This is a genomic window from Chryseobacterium sp. 6424 (assembly GCF_003692615.1).
Classification (GTDB): Bacteria; Bacteroidota; Bacteroidia; order Flavobacteriales; family Weeksellaceae; genus Kaistella.
The window spans coordinates 1566369-1585920 of record NZ_CP023540.1 but is presented as its reverse complement, the minus strand read 5'-3'; the positions used below and the strand labels follow the sequence as shown (position 1 = coordinate 1585920).

Below are 19552 nucleotides of genomic sequence, written 5' to 3'. Positions count from 1 at the left end.
CTTTGGTATTAGAGAACTGAACCCGAAACGGGTTTTTGATGAGGAAACACAACAATTATCGTTATTTGACTAATGGAAATACAATATCTACAAGAGCCACTTATTGAATTTGCGAATGATTTTCTATGCGAAGACCCAAAAAAGGGAATTGAAGCAATGGGTTTTTATTCAATAAGTAATAAATCGCATAAAAATATTCCGTAATAGGAACTAAAAAGCAGATTAGTGACTATAAAAGTTGGATAGATAAATTCAGCAATCCGATTGAATCAACAAAAAATTATAAACCAAAATCTTTAAAAGTTAGTACTACCAATGACGATGATCCTAATGATGATGACGATGAAACTATAGACATAGAGTCACTTTTCGACGATGAAGATTTTGATAGCGGTTTTGAAGAAGACATTGAAAGTGGTGAAATAATTAATAAGAAAGCTAATCCTGACTTTCCAGGCTTTAACTCTGAATCATGTTTTAAATGTGAATTTCTAAATGATGGAGATGATTATACAATAAATTCGAGTGCAATTACCGAGATAATTGAATCAGAGAAAAAGCAGATTGAAAAATTGAATGATATTTCTGAATTGTATACAAATTGTTATCTTGAATTGATAGAAAATACGACAGGAAGACCCGATATTATCATTCTTATTATAGGTAAAGATGTTTTTAAAAAAATTGGAACCTTCACTTTGGGAAATGTTTTTCACAATTTAAGACGAAAGATTAAGGCAGATATTTTGGCGACAGGAAAGAATATACCTATTCAAATTATCTTAGAGAATACGATTGATGGAACCAAAAAAAGTTTGCAGGATTTGTCGATGATTGCTTGGAATTTTTGCGTTGCTCAATACTACAAAACCGCAAATTGCACACCTTGGACGATTAGAGATATAGATGCAGATACTTGTTATTTAGGGATTAGTTTTCATAAAATTAATGAAAAAGGTAAAAATCATCTAAGATCGAGTATCGCACAAGCATTTAATAAGGATGGGAAAGGTTTGGTTTTTACAGGCAAACAGTTTGAATGGAGAAGCGAAAAAACTAAAGTGGTAACGCCGCACTTGAAATATGCATATGCTAAAGAGTTAATTATTAATGTTTTAAATCAATACAAACTATTAAATAAGCATACTCCAAAACGAATTGTCATTCATAAGACATCTGATTTTTGGGACGCGTATGTCAATCCGGATTATAATGAACTTGATGGTATCGTCGATGGAATTAAAGAATCTTTGGGTGAAGATATTGAATATGATTTAGTTACTATCAAAAATTCTCAATTAAGACTTTTGCGAAATAGCGATTATCCTGTTTTGCGCGGAACACTATTGAAGGTTAGTAACGACAAGGCATTTTTATACTCGAACGGATTTATACCTTACTACGATACTTATCCCGGAGCTTACGTGCCTATGCCTTTATCGGTTGAAAATATTGGAGAAACTCCGATTGTGGAGATTTGTCAAGAAATTCTAGCATTGACAAAAATGAATTTTAATAATTGTAGCTATTGTGATGGGCTACCAATAACTATTCAATTTTCAAAAAAAGTAGGAGAAATTATACAATATTTTCCTAAAGATTTGGAGAATCCTCCAAACAAATATTTTTTTTATATGTAATCATGAAATATCAAATTTTTGGCTGCAGCGTAATAGCAAACACGTATAAATGGTGTAAGTGTGATGATAGTAAAGTAAATAGTGCTCACATAATTAGAGATTAAAGGATGTTTTGTAAATGTGAATGAAGAGTAGTGAAAGATTACTATCAAATACAGTCAAAGAAAAAAGAGTTTATAATTTTCATAAATTACAATCAAGAACAAAAACTAGAATAAATGCTGACAGAAATTGAATTAAAATCCATCATTTCTTCAGGTGAGGGATATAATGCGGAATTTAAGTTAAATTTTCCTTCAAAGGTTAAAGAAATAACAGAAGAAATATGCGCTTTTGCTAATGCGGCAGGTGGTACACTTTTGATTGGTGTTGACGATAAAAATAATATCAAAGGAATATCTTTTGACAATTCCAAGCGTTCTTCTCTGCAAAATTCTATCGGGGAAATTTCTCCTTCTCTCCATTGTGATATTTATACTGTTGAAATTGATGGAAAAGAAATTGTTGTCATTGAAGTGCCTTCAGGAGAAAGCAAACCTTATGTTCTTTCAGGTGCGATCTATGTTCGACAAGGTCCAAATTCACAAAAATTGACGACGGTGGAAGAAATGAGAGATTTCTTTCAACAGGCAGATCGTATTTATTTTGATGAAGCTCCGTGCAAAACAATTGACATTAAACGGGATATTCCGAATGAAAATATTAGGCAGTTCAGAGAATTGGCGGGATTGAACAATGCAATTGATGATGAACAGGTTTTCAGTAATTTGAAACTCTTTATTAAAGATTCTTTTTTGAAAAATGGAGCAGTTTTATTTTTTGCTCAAGATCCCGAAATATTTTTTGAAAAGGCTGTAGTAAGATGTGTTGCGTTCGAAGGCATCGACAAAAGATTCATCATTGATGATAAAATAATGACCGGCACACTTTATCAACAGTTTTTACAAAGTATGGAGTGGCTAAAAGGAAAATTAGATGTCCGATACGATATAGAAGGTGCGGGTTCCAAACCAAGAAATGAACTGTGGGAAATTCCTGAAACTGTTTTTAAAGAAGCTATCATAAACGCATTAGCACACAGAGATTATTATGAAAAGGGTGCTCGGATTACTATTGAACTGTTTTCGGATAGAGTTGAAATTTCCAATCCGGGAGGTCTAGTAAGTGGTATTCCAAGAAATGAATTTGGTAAAAGAAGTTTAAGTAGAAATCCTCTTATTTTTGGTTTATTTGAAAGAATAAGAATGGTTGAGCAAATTGGTTCAGGAATCATTAGAATGAATGATTTAATGGAGGAAGCAAATTTGACTCCTCCCGAATTTGCAATGGATGGGATGTTTACTGTTACACTTAGAAGACCATTCGATTTCAAAAAGTGGGTAGATAGGTGGGTAGAAAAACTAACGGATAATAGAGTTAAAATTCTTGAAGAAGTTCATAAAGACAATAGAGTTACTAAAAAAGAATTAGAACAAAAAGTTGGTATAAGTGCCTCAGCAATAGATAACAACATAGATGCTTTAAAAGAATTGGGACTAATTGAAAGAGAAGGAAGCGATAGAGGTGGCTATTGGAGAATCAATTATATTTTACCTTAGGGTGGGTAGAAAGGGTGGGTAGAAAGGAACTGTTTTGGATGATGGGTTTTACTAATTAATAGGTTTTTATAATTGAATGAGATAAAACTCTTAAATTATAAAAATCAACTTTATATATGTTTTTGTAAACCTGAACTCATATAATTATTTGAAAGTAAAGTTCAAGTTTAATCTTACTTTTATGAAAATATAAAACGGTGTATGAGTAAATAAAGCATTAGACATTCTTGAACCCAATATTAAACAAGGATAATTAATTAAAAATTGTTGGATGCTGTCTTAAAATTTTTAAAAAGTAAAAATATTTGCTTATGAGTTTTAAACTACTTGCTATAAGGCCATTGAAAGGTTGTAGCCGAAAATTTTTGAAGAATCTTCAAGTTAATCAAATTTACAAATTTTACGCTGAGGCTAAATTCTATTCTGCTAATGAAGAAAGAATAGATGATAAAATATCTGACTTACCTGTCAGAACAATTAATTTTGATGAAACTGAATATTTACCTCACAATTTTTTCGACAACGAGAAAGTGTCAATTTCAGCAATTGTTGGAAAAAATGGGAGTGGTAAAAGTGCATTAATTGAACTGTTTATAGTTGCTATCAACCAATTAGCAGCTCGTAAAATTAAAGAAAAAGAACTTAATTCTTCTGCAGAATTACAATTTCTAAATAAATCTGGTGAGACAGTTTGTTGTGAAATTTATTATTTGATTAATCAAAAGTATTATATACTCAACATAAATAGAGGTATTGTAGAATTGATTGAACTGAAATCAAGACTTCAAATAGATTTGACTGAATTCTTTTATACAAGCATCTTAAATTATTCAATACATTCATTCAATTCATCAGAAGCAGGTCAGTGGATTGACAAATTATTTCATAAAAACGATTCCTATCAAATTCCCGTCGTACTTAATCCAAAAAGAGAGGCAGGTAACTATTCTGGTATTATTGATATTAATAATGAAAATTATCTTTTACATCAACGGTTAATTTCAATTCTGGTTAAAAACCAGTTTCTTTCAATTACGGAAAACCTAATTGTTGATCATATAAAATTAAAACTTAAAGATTCAAGATCCTTTACTATATTAAATACAAATTCCGAAAAGAAAATCACAAAATTCGGTTCGGAAAAACGAAGAAGCGAGAATTTTTTTAATGTTCTTGAAGATCAAATAGGTTTTATCTTTACAACTAAACTAGCAGGTAAAACAAAATTTTATTTTAATTTAAAATCTTTACTCACAGAATTTAAAAAAAGATTTGAAATTTATCATATTTCACTAGGCACAGAACAATATAGATTTGACATTTATATTCTCTACAAAATTATAAGCATTTGCGAAAAATATCACTCTTTTGGAAAGTGTATAGTAGAGCAGGGTAAGGACAAAAATTACGAATATTTAATAATCAATACAAATCTTTTTCTAAATAAATTTATTGACAACAACAGTCATATTCTTTTAAAATTGAAACAGGTTATAAATTATTATAAAGAGTATGATAGAATTTGGAGGAATGTTGATCAAAAATTAAGCTTAAGTCATTTAAAAGAAATACAACCAATAATCAATGAAGAATTTTTGGATCATCTTCCACCACCAACTTTTGATATTTGTTTTATGACCAAGGACAATGTCGATATACTGAAGAGTATTAGCTCTGGTGAAAGACAAATGATTTACACATTAACCTCTATTATTTATCATATAGTAAATATTAATTCTGTAAATAGTTTTGAGTTAATAAAGTATAGAAATGTAAATGTGATATTAGACGAAATAGAATTGTATTTCCATCCGGAGTTTCAACGTAAATTTATTGAAAGGCTATTAGATATCTTACAAAATGTAAAACTTGACTCAATAGAAGGATTGAACTTTCTGATTATTACTCATTCTCCGTTTGTTTTATCGGATATACCTAAGCAAAATATTTTATTTTTAGAATCAAAGGAAGGCGTATCAAAACCTATTGAATATAAATCTGACAATACTTTTGCAGAAAATATTCACGAAATATTGAATAATGGATTCTTTTTGTCCGACACAAAAGGGGCGTTTGCAAGAGGAAAAATAGAATCTTTTTTAAAGTATTATGAAAAAACTTCTAAAGAAATAGAAAGAGATGTTAAACTTATAGAAAAATATAAGGCGGAGTATTTTCATAAAAGAAAAAGTTTTGTCAAACTAATTAACCTTATTGGTGAAGACTATATTAGAACTGTTCTTAAGAATCATTTAAGTCAACTTGACAGAATATTGTGGAGAGAAAAATCAATTGAGGAAACAGAGAAAGAAATAGAAAAATTGCAGGAGCAATTAAAAAAAATGAAAGAAAATGGGGAGAATTCAATATAGGAATGAAGGTAATTCAAACTTTGAAAGGGATTATCAAAATGAACTGACAAAATGTTGTTCAAATGTTCTTCCGCATATCAATCTATTTTTAGACAAATTAAAGCCAGGTTTAAAACTAGAAGAATTTTTGGTTCTTCCTTTTGATGAAATTATTGCTTTAGCTAACCGCATAAAGCCTGATGCGTCAAAGGAAAATTTTGAATTAGCAGGAGAAATTTATTCTAAAAGTGATTTAGTAAAATGGTTTGATTATCAAAATTGTCTTCAAAAGGGAATCTCGAAATTCTTCATGAAATATACATCATTATTCAATATCCGGACTTGCTATTATTGCGAGATTGATTTTGTAAATGCCTATATACCGTTCTCTAATGATTATTTTGATTTCTATGATTTAATAAATACCGGCAATATTGAAGATTTGATGAAGTTGACTGGCATTACCAAACCAAATGCAAAAAAAATAGTGAAACTTTGCGCAGGAAAAGTCTCTGATGAAATGACTTTAAAAAGTACTCTCATCACTGACAGTTTATTATTTAATGCCTTAAATAGTTGCAAAAACACAGATAATTCTATTAAATGGGAAGTCGTTAAAAATTGGAAAAATAATTTTACAATTGATCATGTTTTACCCCAAAGCGCTTATCCTTATTTTGCACTCTGCCTCTATAATTTAGTACCTACATGTTATTCATGTAACTCAAAACTTAAGAAACAAAAGATGTTGGGAGATTTGAATGAAATCGAATTACTTTCACCAACATCCACAAAATTTATACATCCAATTAATTTTAAGATTTATTACAAAGATCCGATAAGTAATTATTTTGGCATTAATTCAATAAATCAATATACAATTAAAATTGAGCAACCTTCTGATTTCACTACAATTTTAAATCTGCAAGGTAGATTTAGTTTTCATAAAAATGAATCTCTTGGACTGATTAAAAAGAGAGATATATACTCTGAAAGCCATCTTGACGAACTATCGAAGCTTTTAAATAGAGATGTAGCTGAAATAAAAAAAGATATTTTTGGTTCTGATCTTTTTGAGAATAAGCAGAAACCATTTGATAAATATCGCAAGGATGTGGCAAAGCAACTTGGAATTATTTGATTCGCACATTAGTAGGTTGTAGATTATCTATTAAAATGATATTTGGTATATATTGCTGTTAGTTGAAAATAGACTTCAGTTGTATATTTGTAAATTAAATAAATTATCATTCTTGTATTTTAGTAAAATACATTGTTTTACAAAGTTTTTAATATTTTCAATATGGCGAGTAAACATAATATTAATTTTTTTCAAGGCAATTCTGTTAATATCAGTTTTTTAGTATCTGATTTCGGATAGTTGGGATAGATTCCGCTACGGTTTTTTAAGTAAAAATGTTTCGCTTCTTTATCATTTACAATACTTCTAAAATAAAAGCTTACAATCTGATTTTCTTTATTTTTCAATGGAAAAACAATGCTTTTAATTCCAAAAGTTTTATAGGCTTGTCCGCCTGTTCTGCTGTTAGTTCCGGCTAAGGATAATAATCCTACATCTAATAAATTTTGTATGAGTCCCTTTTCTCCGGCTTTTCTTTCTGCATAATGGAGCTGTCCGCTGTTAAATCCGATTTCTAAATCTTCTACCTGTAAGGCTCTGTTTTTTACATGTTCTTTGGCTGGAACACAATTAAAAATCCCTTTCCTAAAACTTAAATACACTTTCTCTAAAAAAAGGGCAGACTTCTCTGATGAGATTTTTGTCTGCCCAAGGTTACCAGTGTAAATAAGCTGCAATTAATAATCACAGCCTTCGAGAACCTCGACGCCAATATGCTTGAACTGCTGTTGGAAGAGGATAGAGTATATGACGGCTATCCAAAGGAAACATTTGTACAAAGGTTTCGGGAGTATTTTGATGAGGTAAATAAGCATCCTTATGGTGCAGCGCCCTTTAACGCCTACATGGGCAAAGTTTACGATACCCCGGTGGAGCAGACAGCCTATAATTTCGTTAATGAACTAGGGGTGTGGGCCTTTGGTTTTTCTTTTGACGGAGATCAGCATCACGTTACAGATATACACCAGCAGTGGTGTATTGACAGTCCATCACAAATTCCGGTGACTTACTTAGAGCCGCATATATATTACCTGGACGATAAATTTGATTATACAGAAACGGATGAGCTTAGCCAATTAAAATCGGTATTGTCCGACGCCGTTTCTGAAATAGAAACTGAACTGATGGAAAATGGCTTCTTAAAACTGGACTTTTGTCGCCAGTGGTTTTATGAATATCTGGACTTCTACGATCTAGACGCCTATTTTGATTACAACATTTATTCCTTTCAGAAAAAATACATCGAATACGCACTTTCCATAGATGAGATTATTCATTACTACGAATCCGAAAAAATGGCAGAGAAGTATTGGCGAAAATTCATGGCAATACCAGTGCTCACTTTAGAAGTATTAAATAAATGGTTAGTCAGTGTGCGTCAAGATTTTGATTTTGTACTATTGGATATTGAAATCACTTCTGATTATAAGAATGCCGTTTTTACCTCCGGGCCTTTATGCTATGATTTTAATGACATTCAGTTTACCCATAATATTTGTGCCATTTTACAGCAGTATCAAATAAATGATTCCAAATCCTTCCCAGCCTCGCAAAATGGGATATAGAAAGTTAAGAGAAGTAGGCCCTTTCTTATAGATTTAAATTGTATGATACCATGCTTCCCCCTAAGATGATGAAAGCGAAAGCTGTTTGGATCTGTTTTGAGAATCCCCGCCCGGCCACAGCAAGTTACGTAATGTACACTATATAAGCCTACCAGTTCTTCAGTGGGTTATGAGGCTCTATACCAAATCTAAAATTTATTCTGAACATCAAAACAATATTCCCAATCATTTTATAAATTTGTTCTATGTCTAAAATGTACAAAACCTCTATTCCAATCCATAAAGCAACTCATTGAGCAGGCTAAAACCGCCATTACCCGCAATGTGAATACACATTGCTTCTTACCAACTTCCGAATCGGGCAAATGATTGTAGAAGACGAGCAAAACGGTAAAGTATGGGCAGGCTATGTCAAAGAAACACTCAAAAAACTAAGCGCACAACTAAATGCAGAATTCGAAAGAGGGTATTCTATTGACAATCTGTAATTTATGTGCAAATTTTCCCTCACTTACCAAAATTACGAGATACTGTCTCATATTTCTACCGACAAGCCAATTTCAGATAGTCTCAGAATTCATGCACTCTGCCTTTGAATTGTTGGAAACTTATTTCCGGAGTAGTCTTTATAATGACAGTCGCATTCCCAAAAACTGTTGCTTCGATGATCTAGGTACCGGATCCACCTCCAAATACTTCGGCAACGACTGCAATGTAATGGCTGAAATTCTTCTAACGAGATACGATTTGTTTAAAGAAAAAGGCATCATTCATATTACCACCAATCTCTCTGCCGCCGAAATCGAATCTCAATATGGCAACCGCCTCTGCTCAAGAATGAGAGAAATTTTCAGCCTTTTTGGATATGAAGAAACTTCGAACGATAAACGAAAATGAATGGCGCTTCTTCGGAGTTATAAGGGACTTGTAATGATTATATTTCGTTTGCGATGTACCACGAAATGTGTAATAGATGGCAAACAGTATATTTTTTTTGTCCCAATTATGGTGATTTTTTGGGACAAAATTTTATCTAATGTAAATGATACTTAGAAGCATTTGATTCTGAGACTTGGGTAGAAAGATGGGTAGAAAACTATCAAATAATAGAGTTGAAGGATAAAAATTACAAGACATAAACTAGAAAATTAAAGGATTTACATATAGGTGGGTAGATAGCGTAGGTAGAAAAAACTACTAAATATTTCTACAATGATTGTAATTAATATAAAGTTCTTTTAATTTGATTTATTTAAGGCATAAAAAAGATGTTCCATATCTTGTATGTGAGTTTATAGCTCCCAATATTGATATAGAAAGTAATTTTAGAGAAAATAATTTATTAACTAATCATTATATTTTGTATCATTGTAGTGAGCTTAATTCTCTTAATTTAACTATGAAACATAAGAATACTTCAACACAATCTAATGAAATTCTTTCTTTTTTTAATAACAAAAATAAAGTTTGTTTTGAATATAAAGATGCTTTAAGAGTTTTATCTAATTCAAAAGAAAATACGGTTAGGAAATTACTCAGTGATATGACTTCCAGAGGGTTGTTGATGAGAATTAGAGATGGCGTGTATTATATTATTCCTTATGAAGAAAACCCGGAAACTTTTATGCCCGATTGGCATTTGCTTGTAAAATACTTAGTAAAAGAAGCCAAACATTACATAGGATATTATTCAGCTTTACAAATCCATAATTTGATAACACAACCATCATTAAAAGAACAAATTGTGGTTGCAAAACAAATCAGACCTTCTGAAGTAAAAATCAAAAACATAACCTTCCAGTTTATTTACCATAATGAAAACCATTTCTTCGGAGAAAAGAAAATATGGATTGATGATTTCAATAAAGTGTTATGTTCCGACATTGAAAAAACAATAGTAGATTGTCTATTCAAACCAGATTATGCTGGAGGAATTGTGGAAGTAGCAAGAGCAATATACAGCACAAAAGAAAAATTAGATTACAATAAACTTTTAGAGTATGCTATAAAATTCAATTCGCAAGCGGTAGTTAAAAGATTAGGATATCTTTTAGAACTCTTTGAAATTGAAACAGTAATCATTGAAGAACTTCAAAAACTAAAAACAGCTTCCTATGTAGTTCTAGATACCGAATTACCAAAGACAGGAAAAAGAAACAGCCGTTGGAGTATTCAACAAAATTTAGATACTGAAACCATTAAATCAGCCATGTTCACATGATCAAGCCAGGCGAAATACAAAAGAGAGCAAACCAAGTCGGAGTTCGCGACCAGCAAATCGAAAAAGACTACCTACTATCTTGGATCCTTTGGGGTATTGCAAATCACGAACAACTAGCAAAAATGCTGGTTTTCAAAGGCGGAACCGTATTAAAGAAAGTATATTTTGAAGACTATCGTTTCTCAGAAGATTTAGATTTTACATTGTTGGATAATGACATAACAAATGAGCAAATTTTTAACTGGTTCAAAGAAACTTTCGAAGAAATTAAGGATGAAGCCAATATTCCATTGGAAATAATTGATGATAACGAGCATGAAGATGGAGGGATTAACTTTTACATTGGTTATGTTGGTCCTTTAGGCGGTTTTGGAAACAATAAAAAAGTAAAAGTAGACATTTCAAGAAGTGAAAAGTTAGAATTTGAACCTTTAGTAAAAAAGGTATTCATAGAATATTCTGATTTAGAAGACTATGAACTTTTATGTTATCCTTTAGAAGAGCTTCTGGTTGAAAAATTGCGATGTATTATGCAACGTACTCAACCAAGAGACTATTATGACATTTGGTATTTAGTAGAGGTGGAAGAAATGAATGTAGAATATTTTACAAATGAGTTCCGGAACAAATGCTTGAGCAAAGAATTAAAGCCGGAAGATTTCCACAATAAATTAGAACAAAAATTACCACAATATAAAGCCCGTTGGCAAAAATCTATGAGTGACCAAATCAAAGATTTACCTGATTTCGAACAAGTTGAAAGAGAAGTCAGCAGAAAGATTAAAAATTGGATGAAATAACAAACAAATAGTAATGAATACAACAAGTATAATAAGATCCATAAGAAACATAATGAGAAAAGACGAAGGCGTTGATGGTGATGCACAACGTATTTCACAAATGGTATGGATGCTTTTTATGAAAATTTTTGCAGATAAAGAAGAAGAATGGAAAATTTCAAGAAAAGAATACAAAAGTCCAATTCCTGAAAAATTAAAATGGCAAAACTGGGCTGCTGATGAGAATGGTTTAACAGGAGATGAACTAATTAGTTTTATTAATGAAGAATTATTTCCAGTACTAAAAACAATTGAACCTACAGACACAGACCAATCAGTAATAATAAAATCAGTCTTTAATGACACTTATAACTATATGAAAAGTGGTAATCTTTTCCGTCAAGTTATAAATGAAATTAATAAAATTGACTTTTCTAAAAATAACAAGGATAGGCATGTTTTTAATGATATTTATGAAACAATATTAAAAGAACTACAAAGTGCAGGTTCTTCAGGTGAGTATTATACTCCTAGAGCTGTAACTCAATTTATGGTTGATATGATTAATCCTCAAATTGGTGAAAGCATACTTGATCCAGCATGTGGAACAGGAGGTTTTTTAACTTGTTCTTTGGTAAATTTATCAAAACAAAAAGATTTTGATGAAACAGCATTAATAGTTCAAAACTCAATAAGAGGTATTGAGAAAAAACCACTACCTCATTTACTTTGCACAACAAATTTAATGCTTCATGGCATAGAAAAGCCCGCAATAACTAAAGGTAATTTATTGTCAGTTAAATATGATAGTTGGAAAAATAATGACTTGGTAAATATCGTCTTGTCAAATCCTCCTTTTGGAGGTCAAGAAGAAAATGGAATTGAAAAAAATTTTCCAGAAGAATTTAGAACAAAAGAAACAGCAGATTTATTCTTAGCATTAATTATTAAAATTTTAAAGAAAAATGGAAGAGCGGCTGTTGTTTTACCTGATGGATCATTATTTGGCGAGGGTGTAAAAACTAGAATAAAAGAAGAACTTTTAAGAACATGTAATCTACATACAATTATTAGGTTACCAAATGGAGTTTTCAATCCTTATACTGCTATTAAAACGAATATACTTTTTTTTGAAAAAGGAAAAGCAACTAAAGAAACGTGGTATTATGAAATGCCATATCCAGAGGAAATAAAAAACTATAGTGCTTCAAGACCAATTGACATTAGTCATTTTGATGATATCAAAAAATGGTGGTTTAATAGAAATGAGACTGAATATGCATGGAAAGTTCCTTTTAAGGAAATTATAAGTAGAAATTTCAATTTAGATATTAAAAACACTAATGTTTTAGAACAAGAAAAATTATATTCAACTCAAGAATTGATATCAATTTTAGAAACCTCTTTTCATAAAAGCAGTGAATTATTAAATGAAATCAAAAAAGCATTTCTATGAAAAACTGGCCAAAAGTAAAATTAGGAACTCTTTTAACGGAATCTAAAGTTCTCTCTGAAAAACCAAGTACAGATAATCGTATAAGGGTAAAATTAAACGTATTAGGCGTTGAAAAAAGACCTGTTACCAAAGATAAAAAAGGAGCTACTAAATATTATATTCGTAAAGCAGGCCAATTTATTTATGGCAAACAAAATTTGCATAAAGGTGCTTTTGGAATTGTACCAGATGAATTGGACGGATATGAATCTAGTTCAGATATACCAGCTTTTGATATTAATGATTCCTGCTATCCAGAGTGGATTTATTACTTCTTTAGGAAAGGTGATTTTTACTTAATGCTTGAAAACTTAGCTAAAGGTGTTGGTTCAAAACGAATCCAACCTAAACAACTTTTTGATTTGGATATCTATTTACCAACTAAAGAAGAACAAAAGACAGTTTTATATGAAATTGAAAAAGCAGAGTTTAATAATCAAAAATTAGTTAAAGAAATACAACTACAAGAGGAGAATCTAATTAAGCTTCGTCAATCAATATTAAATGATGGTGTTAGTGGAAAGTTATCTTCGAATTGGAGAAATGAGAATTCAAGTGTTGAAGTTTCAAAAAAATTATTAGAAAAAATAAAAATTGAAAAAGAAAAACTCATTCAGGAGAATATATTAAAAAAAGAAAAGTCTCTTGCACCAATAAAACCAAATGAAATTCCTTTTAAAATTCCTGCCAGTTGGTCTTGGATAAGATTTGGTGAAATAATAAAATTTATGGCCTATGGTACATCACAAAAAACAGATGACAACACAAATAATGTGCCTGTCTTACGAATGGGAAATGTAACTTCTGATGGGAAATTGATTTTTAATAATTTGAAATATATCTCTCCAGAACATAAAGATTTACCTAAACTTTTTTTAGAAAATGGTGATTTAGTCTTTAATAGAACAAATAGCTATGATCTAGTTGGAAAAAGTGCAGTATTTGATAAAGAGAATAATAAATATACTTTAGCTTCATACTTAATAAAAGTTTCTCTTTTTAATGATTTTTTAAATTCAGAGTATATAAATAATTACATTATTTCTCCTACATGTAGAGAAAGCCAAATCGAACCATTAATCATAGCTCAGACGAACCAAGCAAATTTTTCGGGAAGTAAACTTAAGAGCATATTAGTTCCTCTTCCTCCGCTGAATGAGCAAACAGAGATTGTAAAAATTACTAACCAATTACATTCTAATTGTGAAAAGATTGAGCTAGAGATTTCTTCAAATAAAGATAAGTCCAACAAACTATTTCAATCTTTTTTAGTAAACATATTAGGTGATGAAAAAAATCAAATTTCGAATAAATCTTCTTTAGCTAAAATAAGAATAAGAAATCAGAGAGTAATAAAATTCAATAGTAAAACAGAAAATATGGATTTAGTAACCCTATTAAAAGAAAATGGAAAGCTTCACGCTGAAGATCTTTGGAAAATGTCAGAGCATCATGATGATACAGACATTGGGAATAGTTTAGATAAATTTTATGCTGATTTAAAAGAAAAGATTGAAATAGATAAAACTATTCGAGAAGTTAATAATGAAAAAGGATACTTAGAAATAATATGAAAATAGATAAAGTTTTTATAGAAGATTTTAAAAATCTTCGCAACTTCTCAATTGATATAAATGAAACAAAGTTACATACTGTTCTATTGGGTCAAAACGCTGCTGGAAAATCAAATTTCATAGAAGCCATTGTTTTAATTTTCAGAGATCTTGATCATGAACGAGAAACAACATTTAATTATCAGATAGAATACAGATGTAGTGGTAATTACATAAAAGCAATTGGCGGACCAAATGTTAAAGGAACATATCAATTATATTTAGGTAAAGAAGAAAATAGTACTATAGAGTATCAATCCAAACCTTTATCGAAAAAGTTGTTCAAAGAAGATAAAGATAGTTATTTGCCAAAACACGTTTTTTCTTATTATTCGGGAATAAGTAATCGTCTTTTAGAATATTTTGATAGACACCAAATCCGTTTTAGAGATGATTTATTAAAGGGAATTGATCATCCAATTAGAAAACTATTTTATGCTAGAAATATACATAGCCATTTTGTGTTAATGTCGTTTTTCTCCTTTAGTGATTCTCAAATTCAAGAATTTCTTAGTGAATATCTTGATATAACTGGACTTGAGTCGGTGCTGTTTGTTTTTAAAGAACCTAATTGGCTCCGTAATAAAAATCCCGAAGATTTTTGGGGTGCAAGAGGATTAGTTAGAAGTTTTTTAGAGGACCTTTGGAAAATATCTATGGCGCCAATTGTAACCACAGAAACCGTGAGAGTCGATTTTGTTAAACGAACTTCTCAACAGCAAATGTATCTATATGTCTCAAACGAAACTAAATTGCAAGAGCTTGCAGATAAATATTCAAACCATTCTCTATTTTTCAAAATATTGGAGAGTACATATGTATCTGATTTGATACAAGAAGTTAGAATCAAAGTTAAAAAACGAAATATTGATGGTAACATAACTTTTAAGGAATTATCTGAAGGAGAGCAACAATTGTTGACTGTATTAGGTCTAATTCGCTTTACAAAAGAAAAAGAGTCTTTATTTCTTTTAGATGAACCTGATACTCATTTGAATCCGCTTTGGAAATGGAAATACATGAGTTTATTGCAAAATATTGTTGATAAAAATGATCGTTCTCAAATAATAATGACTACGCATGATCCTTTAGTTATAGGTGATTTGACAAAAGAAGAAATTCGTATTTTCCAAACAAATAAGTTTGTTGACGAGGAAGGTAAAGAATTTGTAAAAACAGAAGCTCTAGAACCAGATTTTGATCCTAAAGGATTAGGTGTTGCAGGAGTTTTAATGAGTCCAATTTTTGGATTATCCACAACACTAGGACCAGAAACACAAAATGAACTTAATGAATACCGTAAATTAGAAGTTCTTGAACAACAAGGAACATTGACTTCAACTCAAAAAATAAGTTTAGAAAAGTATTCAGAATTTTTTGAAAAAGCAGGTTTTAATAAGTTTACACGTGACCCACTATATAATCTATTTGTTGAAAAATTGTCAGTATTAAAAGAATTTCAACAAATACCTTTAAATGAAGATGAACGCATAAAACAAAATGAGCTAGCATTTTCAATTTTAGAAGATATTTTAAAAGAATCAAAAAAATGAGAACTATTAACATTTTAGAAGTGGAGAGTCTTTTACCAGATGGATGGTTAGAAAGAGCAAAAGATCTTAGCGTTCAACTTGTTGATAAGTCAAAAGAAGAAAGAGTAAAAATATTTAAAGACAATCCAATTTGGCAGGATTTGTTAGTTCAATTAAAAAAACTATCAAACAATAAGTGTTGGTACTCTGAAGCACAAGAGGTGATGTCAGATATGGATGTGGATCACTTTCGGCCAAAAATGGAAGCTTTACAAATTAATATTAATGGAAAAAAGATAGTTCGAGATGGTTATTGGTGGTTAGCTTATGAATGGAAAAACTACCGACTTAGTTCTATATACTCTAATAGATTACGAAAAGATAAACATTCTGTTGATAAAAAATCCTATGGAAAAGGTTCTTTCTTTCCATTACGTGAAGGATGTAATGCAGCAACTTGTATTGATGAAATTGATGATGAAATTATTCTATTGCTTGATCCTATTAATCCAAATGATCCTGATTTATTGTTTTTCACGGAAGAAGGTATAGCTATTCCATCTGTTTCTGAAGAAGAAGAACCATGGAATTTTCAACGAGCAAAAATTTCTATTGATATATATCATTTGAACCACACTCCATTAAAAGAGGCTCGTCAAGTTGTATGGAATTATTGCCAAAGAAAGATTGATGATTTAAGAGAAATTTTTAGAAAAGCTCATAGAACATCAAGAGATGAAGAACGTATTGCAAATATTCGGCAAGATTTACGCGAAATGATATCTAAAAATGCTGAATTTTCGGCTGTTGCACTTGCCTGTATTGAAAAAAATAAAATTAGAATGGCTGCTTAATGATAATTGAAACTAATATAAAATCAAAAATCAAATCTGAACTAATAGATGCTAAATCTTTTTGGGTTGCAACAGCTATGATAAGCAATAATGGTTGGAGTTTTATTCAAAAAAATATTTCTAAAAATACTGAACAGTATTTTTAATTGGTATTGATTTAGCAACAGATCCAATAGTTTTTGATTCACTATTAGACAATCTAAACATTAATGCGAGAGTATATCAAACAAATTTTACTTTTCATCCTAAAGTTTATATTTTTCAAAAACTAGACAATTCATATGTTGCCTATATTGGCTCATCAAATACAACTAATTGGGGTCTTGAAAAAAATGTTGAAATGAATTTTCAAGTAAATGATCAGGCAGAATGTGTGAAATTATTAAAATGGTTTAATGAACATTACGAGAGAGGTTACATTATTACTCAGGATTTTATTGAAAAATATAAAACAATGTATAGTCACATAAAACTAAATATAAATTTATTGAAAAGGCAGTAATCGATTTAAATTCTGAAATTGGAGAAGATGCAGGGCAGTTCTTTTCAGCGTCAGAACACAAAATTTTTGAAGAAAGATATCATAAAATCAACAGTGCTGATTTAATGCATACTAGAAAAAAAATTCATGATAAATTTAAAGTTGTTCATGAAATAATATATCCTCAATTCAAAAATTTTGGTATGTCTGACTTATTTTGTCATCATAATTCTCGCGAAATTGTTAGCCGTCATTTTTTTAATAAATATAGTGGAAATTATATTAATTCAATTTGGCTTCATTACGGAAAATCAAAAGCTGAAATATCTAAATATTCAAATGGTGATAAATCTATTAATAGACCCGACTCATTCATTAATAATATAAGAATCTAAACATAGTTCGATAATGGTTTTTAAGAAGTTCTTCATTCAAATGATATTTTCCAAAATTTAAATATGAAAAAAAGTCTTCGTTAATAAAATCGGTGAAAGCTTTAGGATAGTAATCCTCAATATTGACTTTTTTAACAAAATCTGATTCTGTACTAAAGTCAATACTTCTATTAAAGTGATTTTGATTTCCATAATACCATTCTATTCGTAACGAACCATTGATAATGCTCCCTGCAAAACCAATATCATTACTTTCTCCAACATAGATTGTTGATCCAAATGCTATATTACTCCGGTATTTATCACGAGGATTTATTTTAAGTTGTTCAGTAAATTCTTTTGTAATCTCGTTGAGAAAAATTCTGACATAAAAATTAGGAACATTTTCTTTACCCAATATAAATAATCGAAGCTGAGAAATATCCACTTGATCGACAAAATTGCTAGTCATTATTTTACATCCTGCGTGCTTTGCAAAATAACGATGTATGTCAATTTTTGAAGATTTCCAATTACTCGGAAAAATCTCGTTATAATTGATATGTCCTGTTTGCTCAATCATATTGTTGATTTTGTCTATATTCTCAAAAAATATAGTGTAGGCATCATCAGCATTTCTCGCCTTGTTGTTATTACAATCAATACAAATGATTTTTGGGAATTTAATCAGTTTATCTTTTGGAGAATTAAAAGGGTATAGCTTTTCTCCGTCATAATAAACAGCGTCAAAAGATTTACCAAATTGGCGTCTTATATCAGATGCCTTAAATTTATGTTCCTCCGAATTTGCTTCGTTAATTTGACAGATCCAACATTTCATATTTTACAAGTGTTACTAATTATTATTTCTTATTTTCTCTAAAACATCTTTTATATGTTGAGGGTATTGACCGGTAAAGTACTCATATATCAGAGGATTTTTTGAGAAAAAATGACTTGTGAGATCTACAAAAGTTTCAGTTGAAATTTGACCATTAATTTTAAATAATTTTTTTGATCTCGATTTAATTTGAGAGTATTCCTTTTTATTGTAGTTGAGATCTGAATCTCTTCTTTGATAATACTCTTGTTCTGTGTAGAAATGGAATGCACCATCAAAGTGTCTGAAAGTATTTGTATTCATATCAAATTCTGCATGAACATAGCGAACTGGGAAGTATAATTCTTCAGCAATTGTCAAATTAATACTTTCTGTTTTAAATTCCTCTGCCTGAAAAGTTTTAATATTTTGTGATGAAGACCACTTAACGTCTACGGAATAAGTACCTCCGAATAATGAAGATATATCAAAATCGTCAAAATCATAAGAAGGTCTCAGTTTAACTACTTGATCGGAAATTTTCCCAACATCTTGATTAAAAGTTGCACCATACCAAGTATCAAGTTCTAATAGGGAAGAATCTTGTATATCTATTTTTAAATTATCAACATCCAATCTAATTTTTATTTCATCATAATCCGCAGGATCCATTCTCCAAAATTTTTCAATAAATCTTGGTTGAAAACCATTATGGGGAGAGTATGCTCGTCTAAATAAATAGTCAGCCATAATTATGTAATTGTCAGCAAAAAAATATCCATCACTAAAGACGTGTTTTTTAAATTTTGAATTGAGATATTTGTAATCTAATAAACCATCTTTGTCAGGTATAATATCTTCGTTAAATTTTAAGAATAAATTTTTTGAGTTAACGGTTATTCCTGATACCTGACTATACTTAAATTCGTGCTCAGTCAAATCAATATTCTTTGATTGTGCAAAGTTGATAAATGCAGATATAATATTTTGATTTTCTTTCAATATCGCCGTGGCTTCTTCTTCAAGATGCTTAAAATAATTCTTTTTAAAATCGGACATTTCACTCACCGTAAATCAGATGTTTAATT

17 protein-coding genes and 1 pseudogene are annotated in these 19552 nt (G+C 30.2%); 15 read left to right on the top strand and 3 right to left on the bottom strand.

From position 1 onward, the window contains the following. Positions 1-572: 572 nt before the first annotated feature. The 4 genes from CO230_RS07375 to CO230_RS07360 all read left to right on the top strand — a co-directional run bounded on the left by CO230_RS07375 (position 573) and on the right by CO230_RS07360 (position 6730). Complete coding sequence (locus CO230_RS07375) at positions 573-1640, top strand: argonaute/piwi family protein (RefSeq protein WP_162990001.1); 1068 nt, start codon at positions 573-575, stop codon at positions 1638-1640. Positions 1641-1858: 218 nt separating this feature from the next. After that, positions 1859-3238, top strand: coding sequence for a helix-turn-helix domain-containing protein (locus tag CO230_RS07370; protein ID WP_122028011.1), 1380 nt, complete (start codon positions 1859-1861; stop codon positions 3236-3238). A 311-nt stretch (positions 3239-3549) separates the two neighbouring features. Then, complete coding sequence (locus CO230_RS07365) at positions 3550-5610, top strand: AAA family ATPase (RefSeq protein WP_122028010.1); 2061 nt, start codon at positions 3550-3552, stop codon at positions 5608-5610. Next, positions 5591-6730, top strand: coding sequence for a hypothetical protein (locus CO230_RS07360; protein WP_122028009.1), 1140 nt, complete (start codon positions 5591-5593; stop codon positions 6728-6730). The genes CO230_RS07365 and CO230_RS07360 overlap by 20 nt, the downstream gene beginning before the upstream one ends. 191 nt (positions 6731-6921) lie before the next feature. On the opposite strand, the gene CO230_RS07355 is transcribed toward CO230_RS07360, so the two are convergent. Continuing rightward, positions 6922-7407 carry a hypothetical protein gene (locus CO230_RS07355; RefSeq protein ID WP_122028008.1) on the bottom strand — a complete coding sequence of 162 codons (486 nt, stop codon included), beginning with the start codon at positions 7405-7407 and terminating at the stop codon, positions 6922-6924. Between the two features lie 36 nt (positions 7408-7443). On the opposite strand from CO230_RS07355, the gene CO230_RS07350 reads away from it, so the two are divergent. The 11 genes and pseudogenes from CO230_RS07350 (at position 7444) to CO230_RS12625 (ending at position 17291) form a co-directional block, all read left to right on the top strand. Next, positions 7444-8295 carry a hypothetical protein gene (locus CO230_RS07350; RefSeq protein WP_122028007.1) on the top strand — a complete coding sequence of 284 codons (852 nt, stop codon included), beginning with the start codon at positions 7444-7446 and terminating at the stop codon, positions 8293-8295. Positions 8296-8627: 332 nt separating this feature from the next. After that, positions 8628-8783: pseudogene (locus CO230_RS07345) on the top strand (DUF1016 N-terminal domain-containing protein); the annotation flags it as partial. Positions 8784-8874: 91 nt separating this feature from the next. Next, complete coding sequence (locus CO230_RS07340) at positions 8875-9192, top strand: hypothetical protein (RefSeq protein WP_122028005.1); 318 nt, start codon at positions 8875-8877, stop codon at positions 9190-9192. A gap of 502 nt (positions 9193-9694) precedes the next feature. Next, a complete protein-coding gene (locus CO230_RS07335) occupies positions 9695-10516 on the top strand; it encodes a type IV toxin-antitoxin system AbiEi family antitoxin (RefSeq protein ID WP_122028004.1) in 822 nt (273 codons plus the stop codon). After that, complete coding sequence (locus CO230_RS07330) at positions 10513-11316, top strand: nucleotidyl transferase AbiEii/AbiGii toxin family protein (RefSeq protein WP_122028003.1); 804 nt, start codon at positions 10513-10515, stop codon at positions 11314-11316. Before CO230_RS07335 ends, CO230_RS07330 begins: the two co-directional genes overlap by 4 nt. A 13-nt stretch (positions 11317-11329) precedes the next feature. Beyond that, the gene (locus tag CO230_RS07325; protein ID WP_122028002.1) at positions 11330-12751 is read left to right on the top strand and encodes an N-6 DNA methylase; all 1422 of its coding nucleotides are present in this window, start codon (positions 11330-11332) and stop codon (positions 12749-12751) included. Then, complete coding sequence (locus CO230_RS07320; protein WP_122028001.1) at positions 12748-14364, top strand: restriction endonuclease subunit S; 1617 nt, start codon at positions 12748-12750, stop codon at positions 14362-14364. The genes CO230_RS07325 and CO230_RS07320 overlap by 4 nt, the downstream gene beginning before the upstream one ends. Continuing rightward, positions 14361-15956 (top strand): AAA family ATPase, encoded by a 1596-nt coding sequence (locus CO230_RS07315; protein WP_122028000.1) that lies wholly within the window; start codon positions 14361-14363, stop codon positions 15954-15956. Before CO230_RS07320 ends, CO230_RS07315 begins: the two co-directional genes overlap by 4 nt. Beyond that, positions 15953-16789: a hypothetical protein gene (locus CO230_RS07310; protein WP_122027999.1), complete on the top strand. Its 837-nt coding sequence runs from the start codon at positions 15953-15955 to the stop codon at positions 16787-16789. The genes CO230_RS07315 and CO230_RS07310 overlap by 4 nt, the downstream gene beginning before the upstream one ends. Further along, positions 16789-16935, top strand: coding sequence for a hypothetical protein (locus tag CO230_RS12205; protein WP_162989999.1), 147 nt, complete (start codon positions 16789-16791; stop codon positions 16933-16935). The genes CO230_RS07310 and CO230_RS12205 overlap by 1 nt, the downstream gene beginning before the upstream one ends. Then, complete coding sequence (locus tag CO230_RS12625) at positions 16935-17291, top strand: phospholipase D-like domain-containing protein (RefSeq protein WP_122027998.1); 357 nt, start codon at positions 16935-16937, stop codon at positions 17289-17291. The genes CO230_RS12205 and CO230_RS12625 overlap by 1 nt, the downstream gene beginning before the upstream one ends. 354 nt (positions 17292-17645) lie before the next feature. Here the strand turns inward: CO230_RS12625 and CO230_RS07295 are convergent, their stop codons facing one another. Together CO230_RS07295 and CO230_RS07290 are read right to left on the bottom strand one after the other, a co-directional pair. Next, on the bottom strand, positions 17646-18485 hold the full coding sequence (locus CO230_RS07295) for a hypothetical protein (RefSeq protein WP_122027996.1): 840 nt from the start codon (positions 18483-18485) through the stop codon (positions 17646-17648). Between the two features lie 15 nt (positions 18486-18500). Further along, a complete protein-coding gene (locus CO230_RS07290) occupies positions 18501-19523 on the bottom strand; it encodes a hypothetical protein (RefSeq protein ID WP_122027995.1) in 1023 nt (340 codons plus the stop codon). Between the last annotated feature and the right edge of the window lie 29 nt (positions 19524-19552).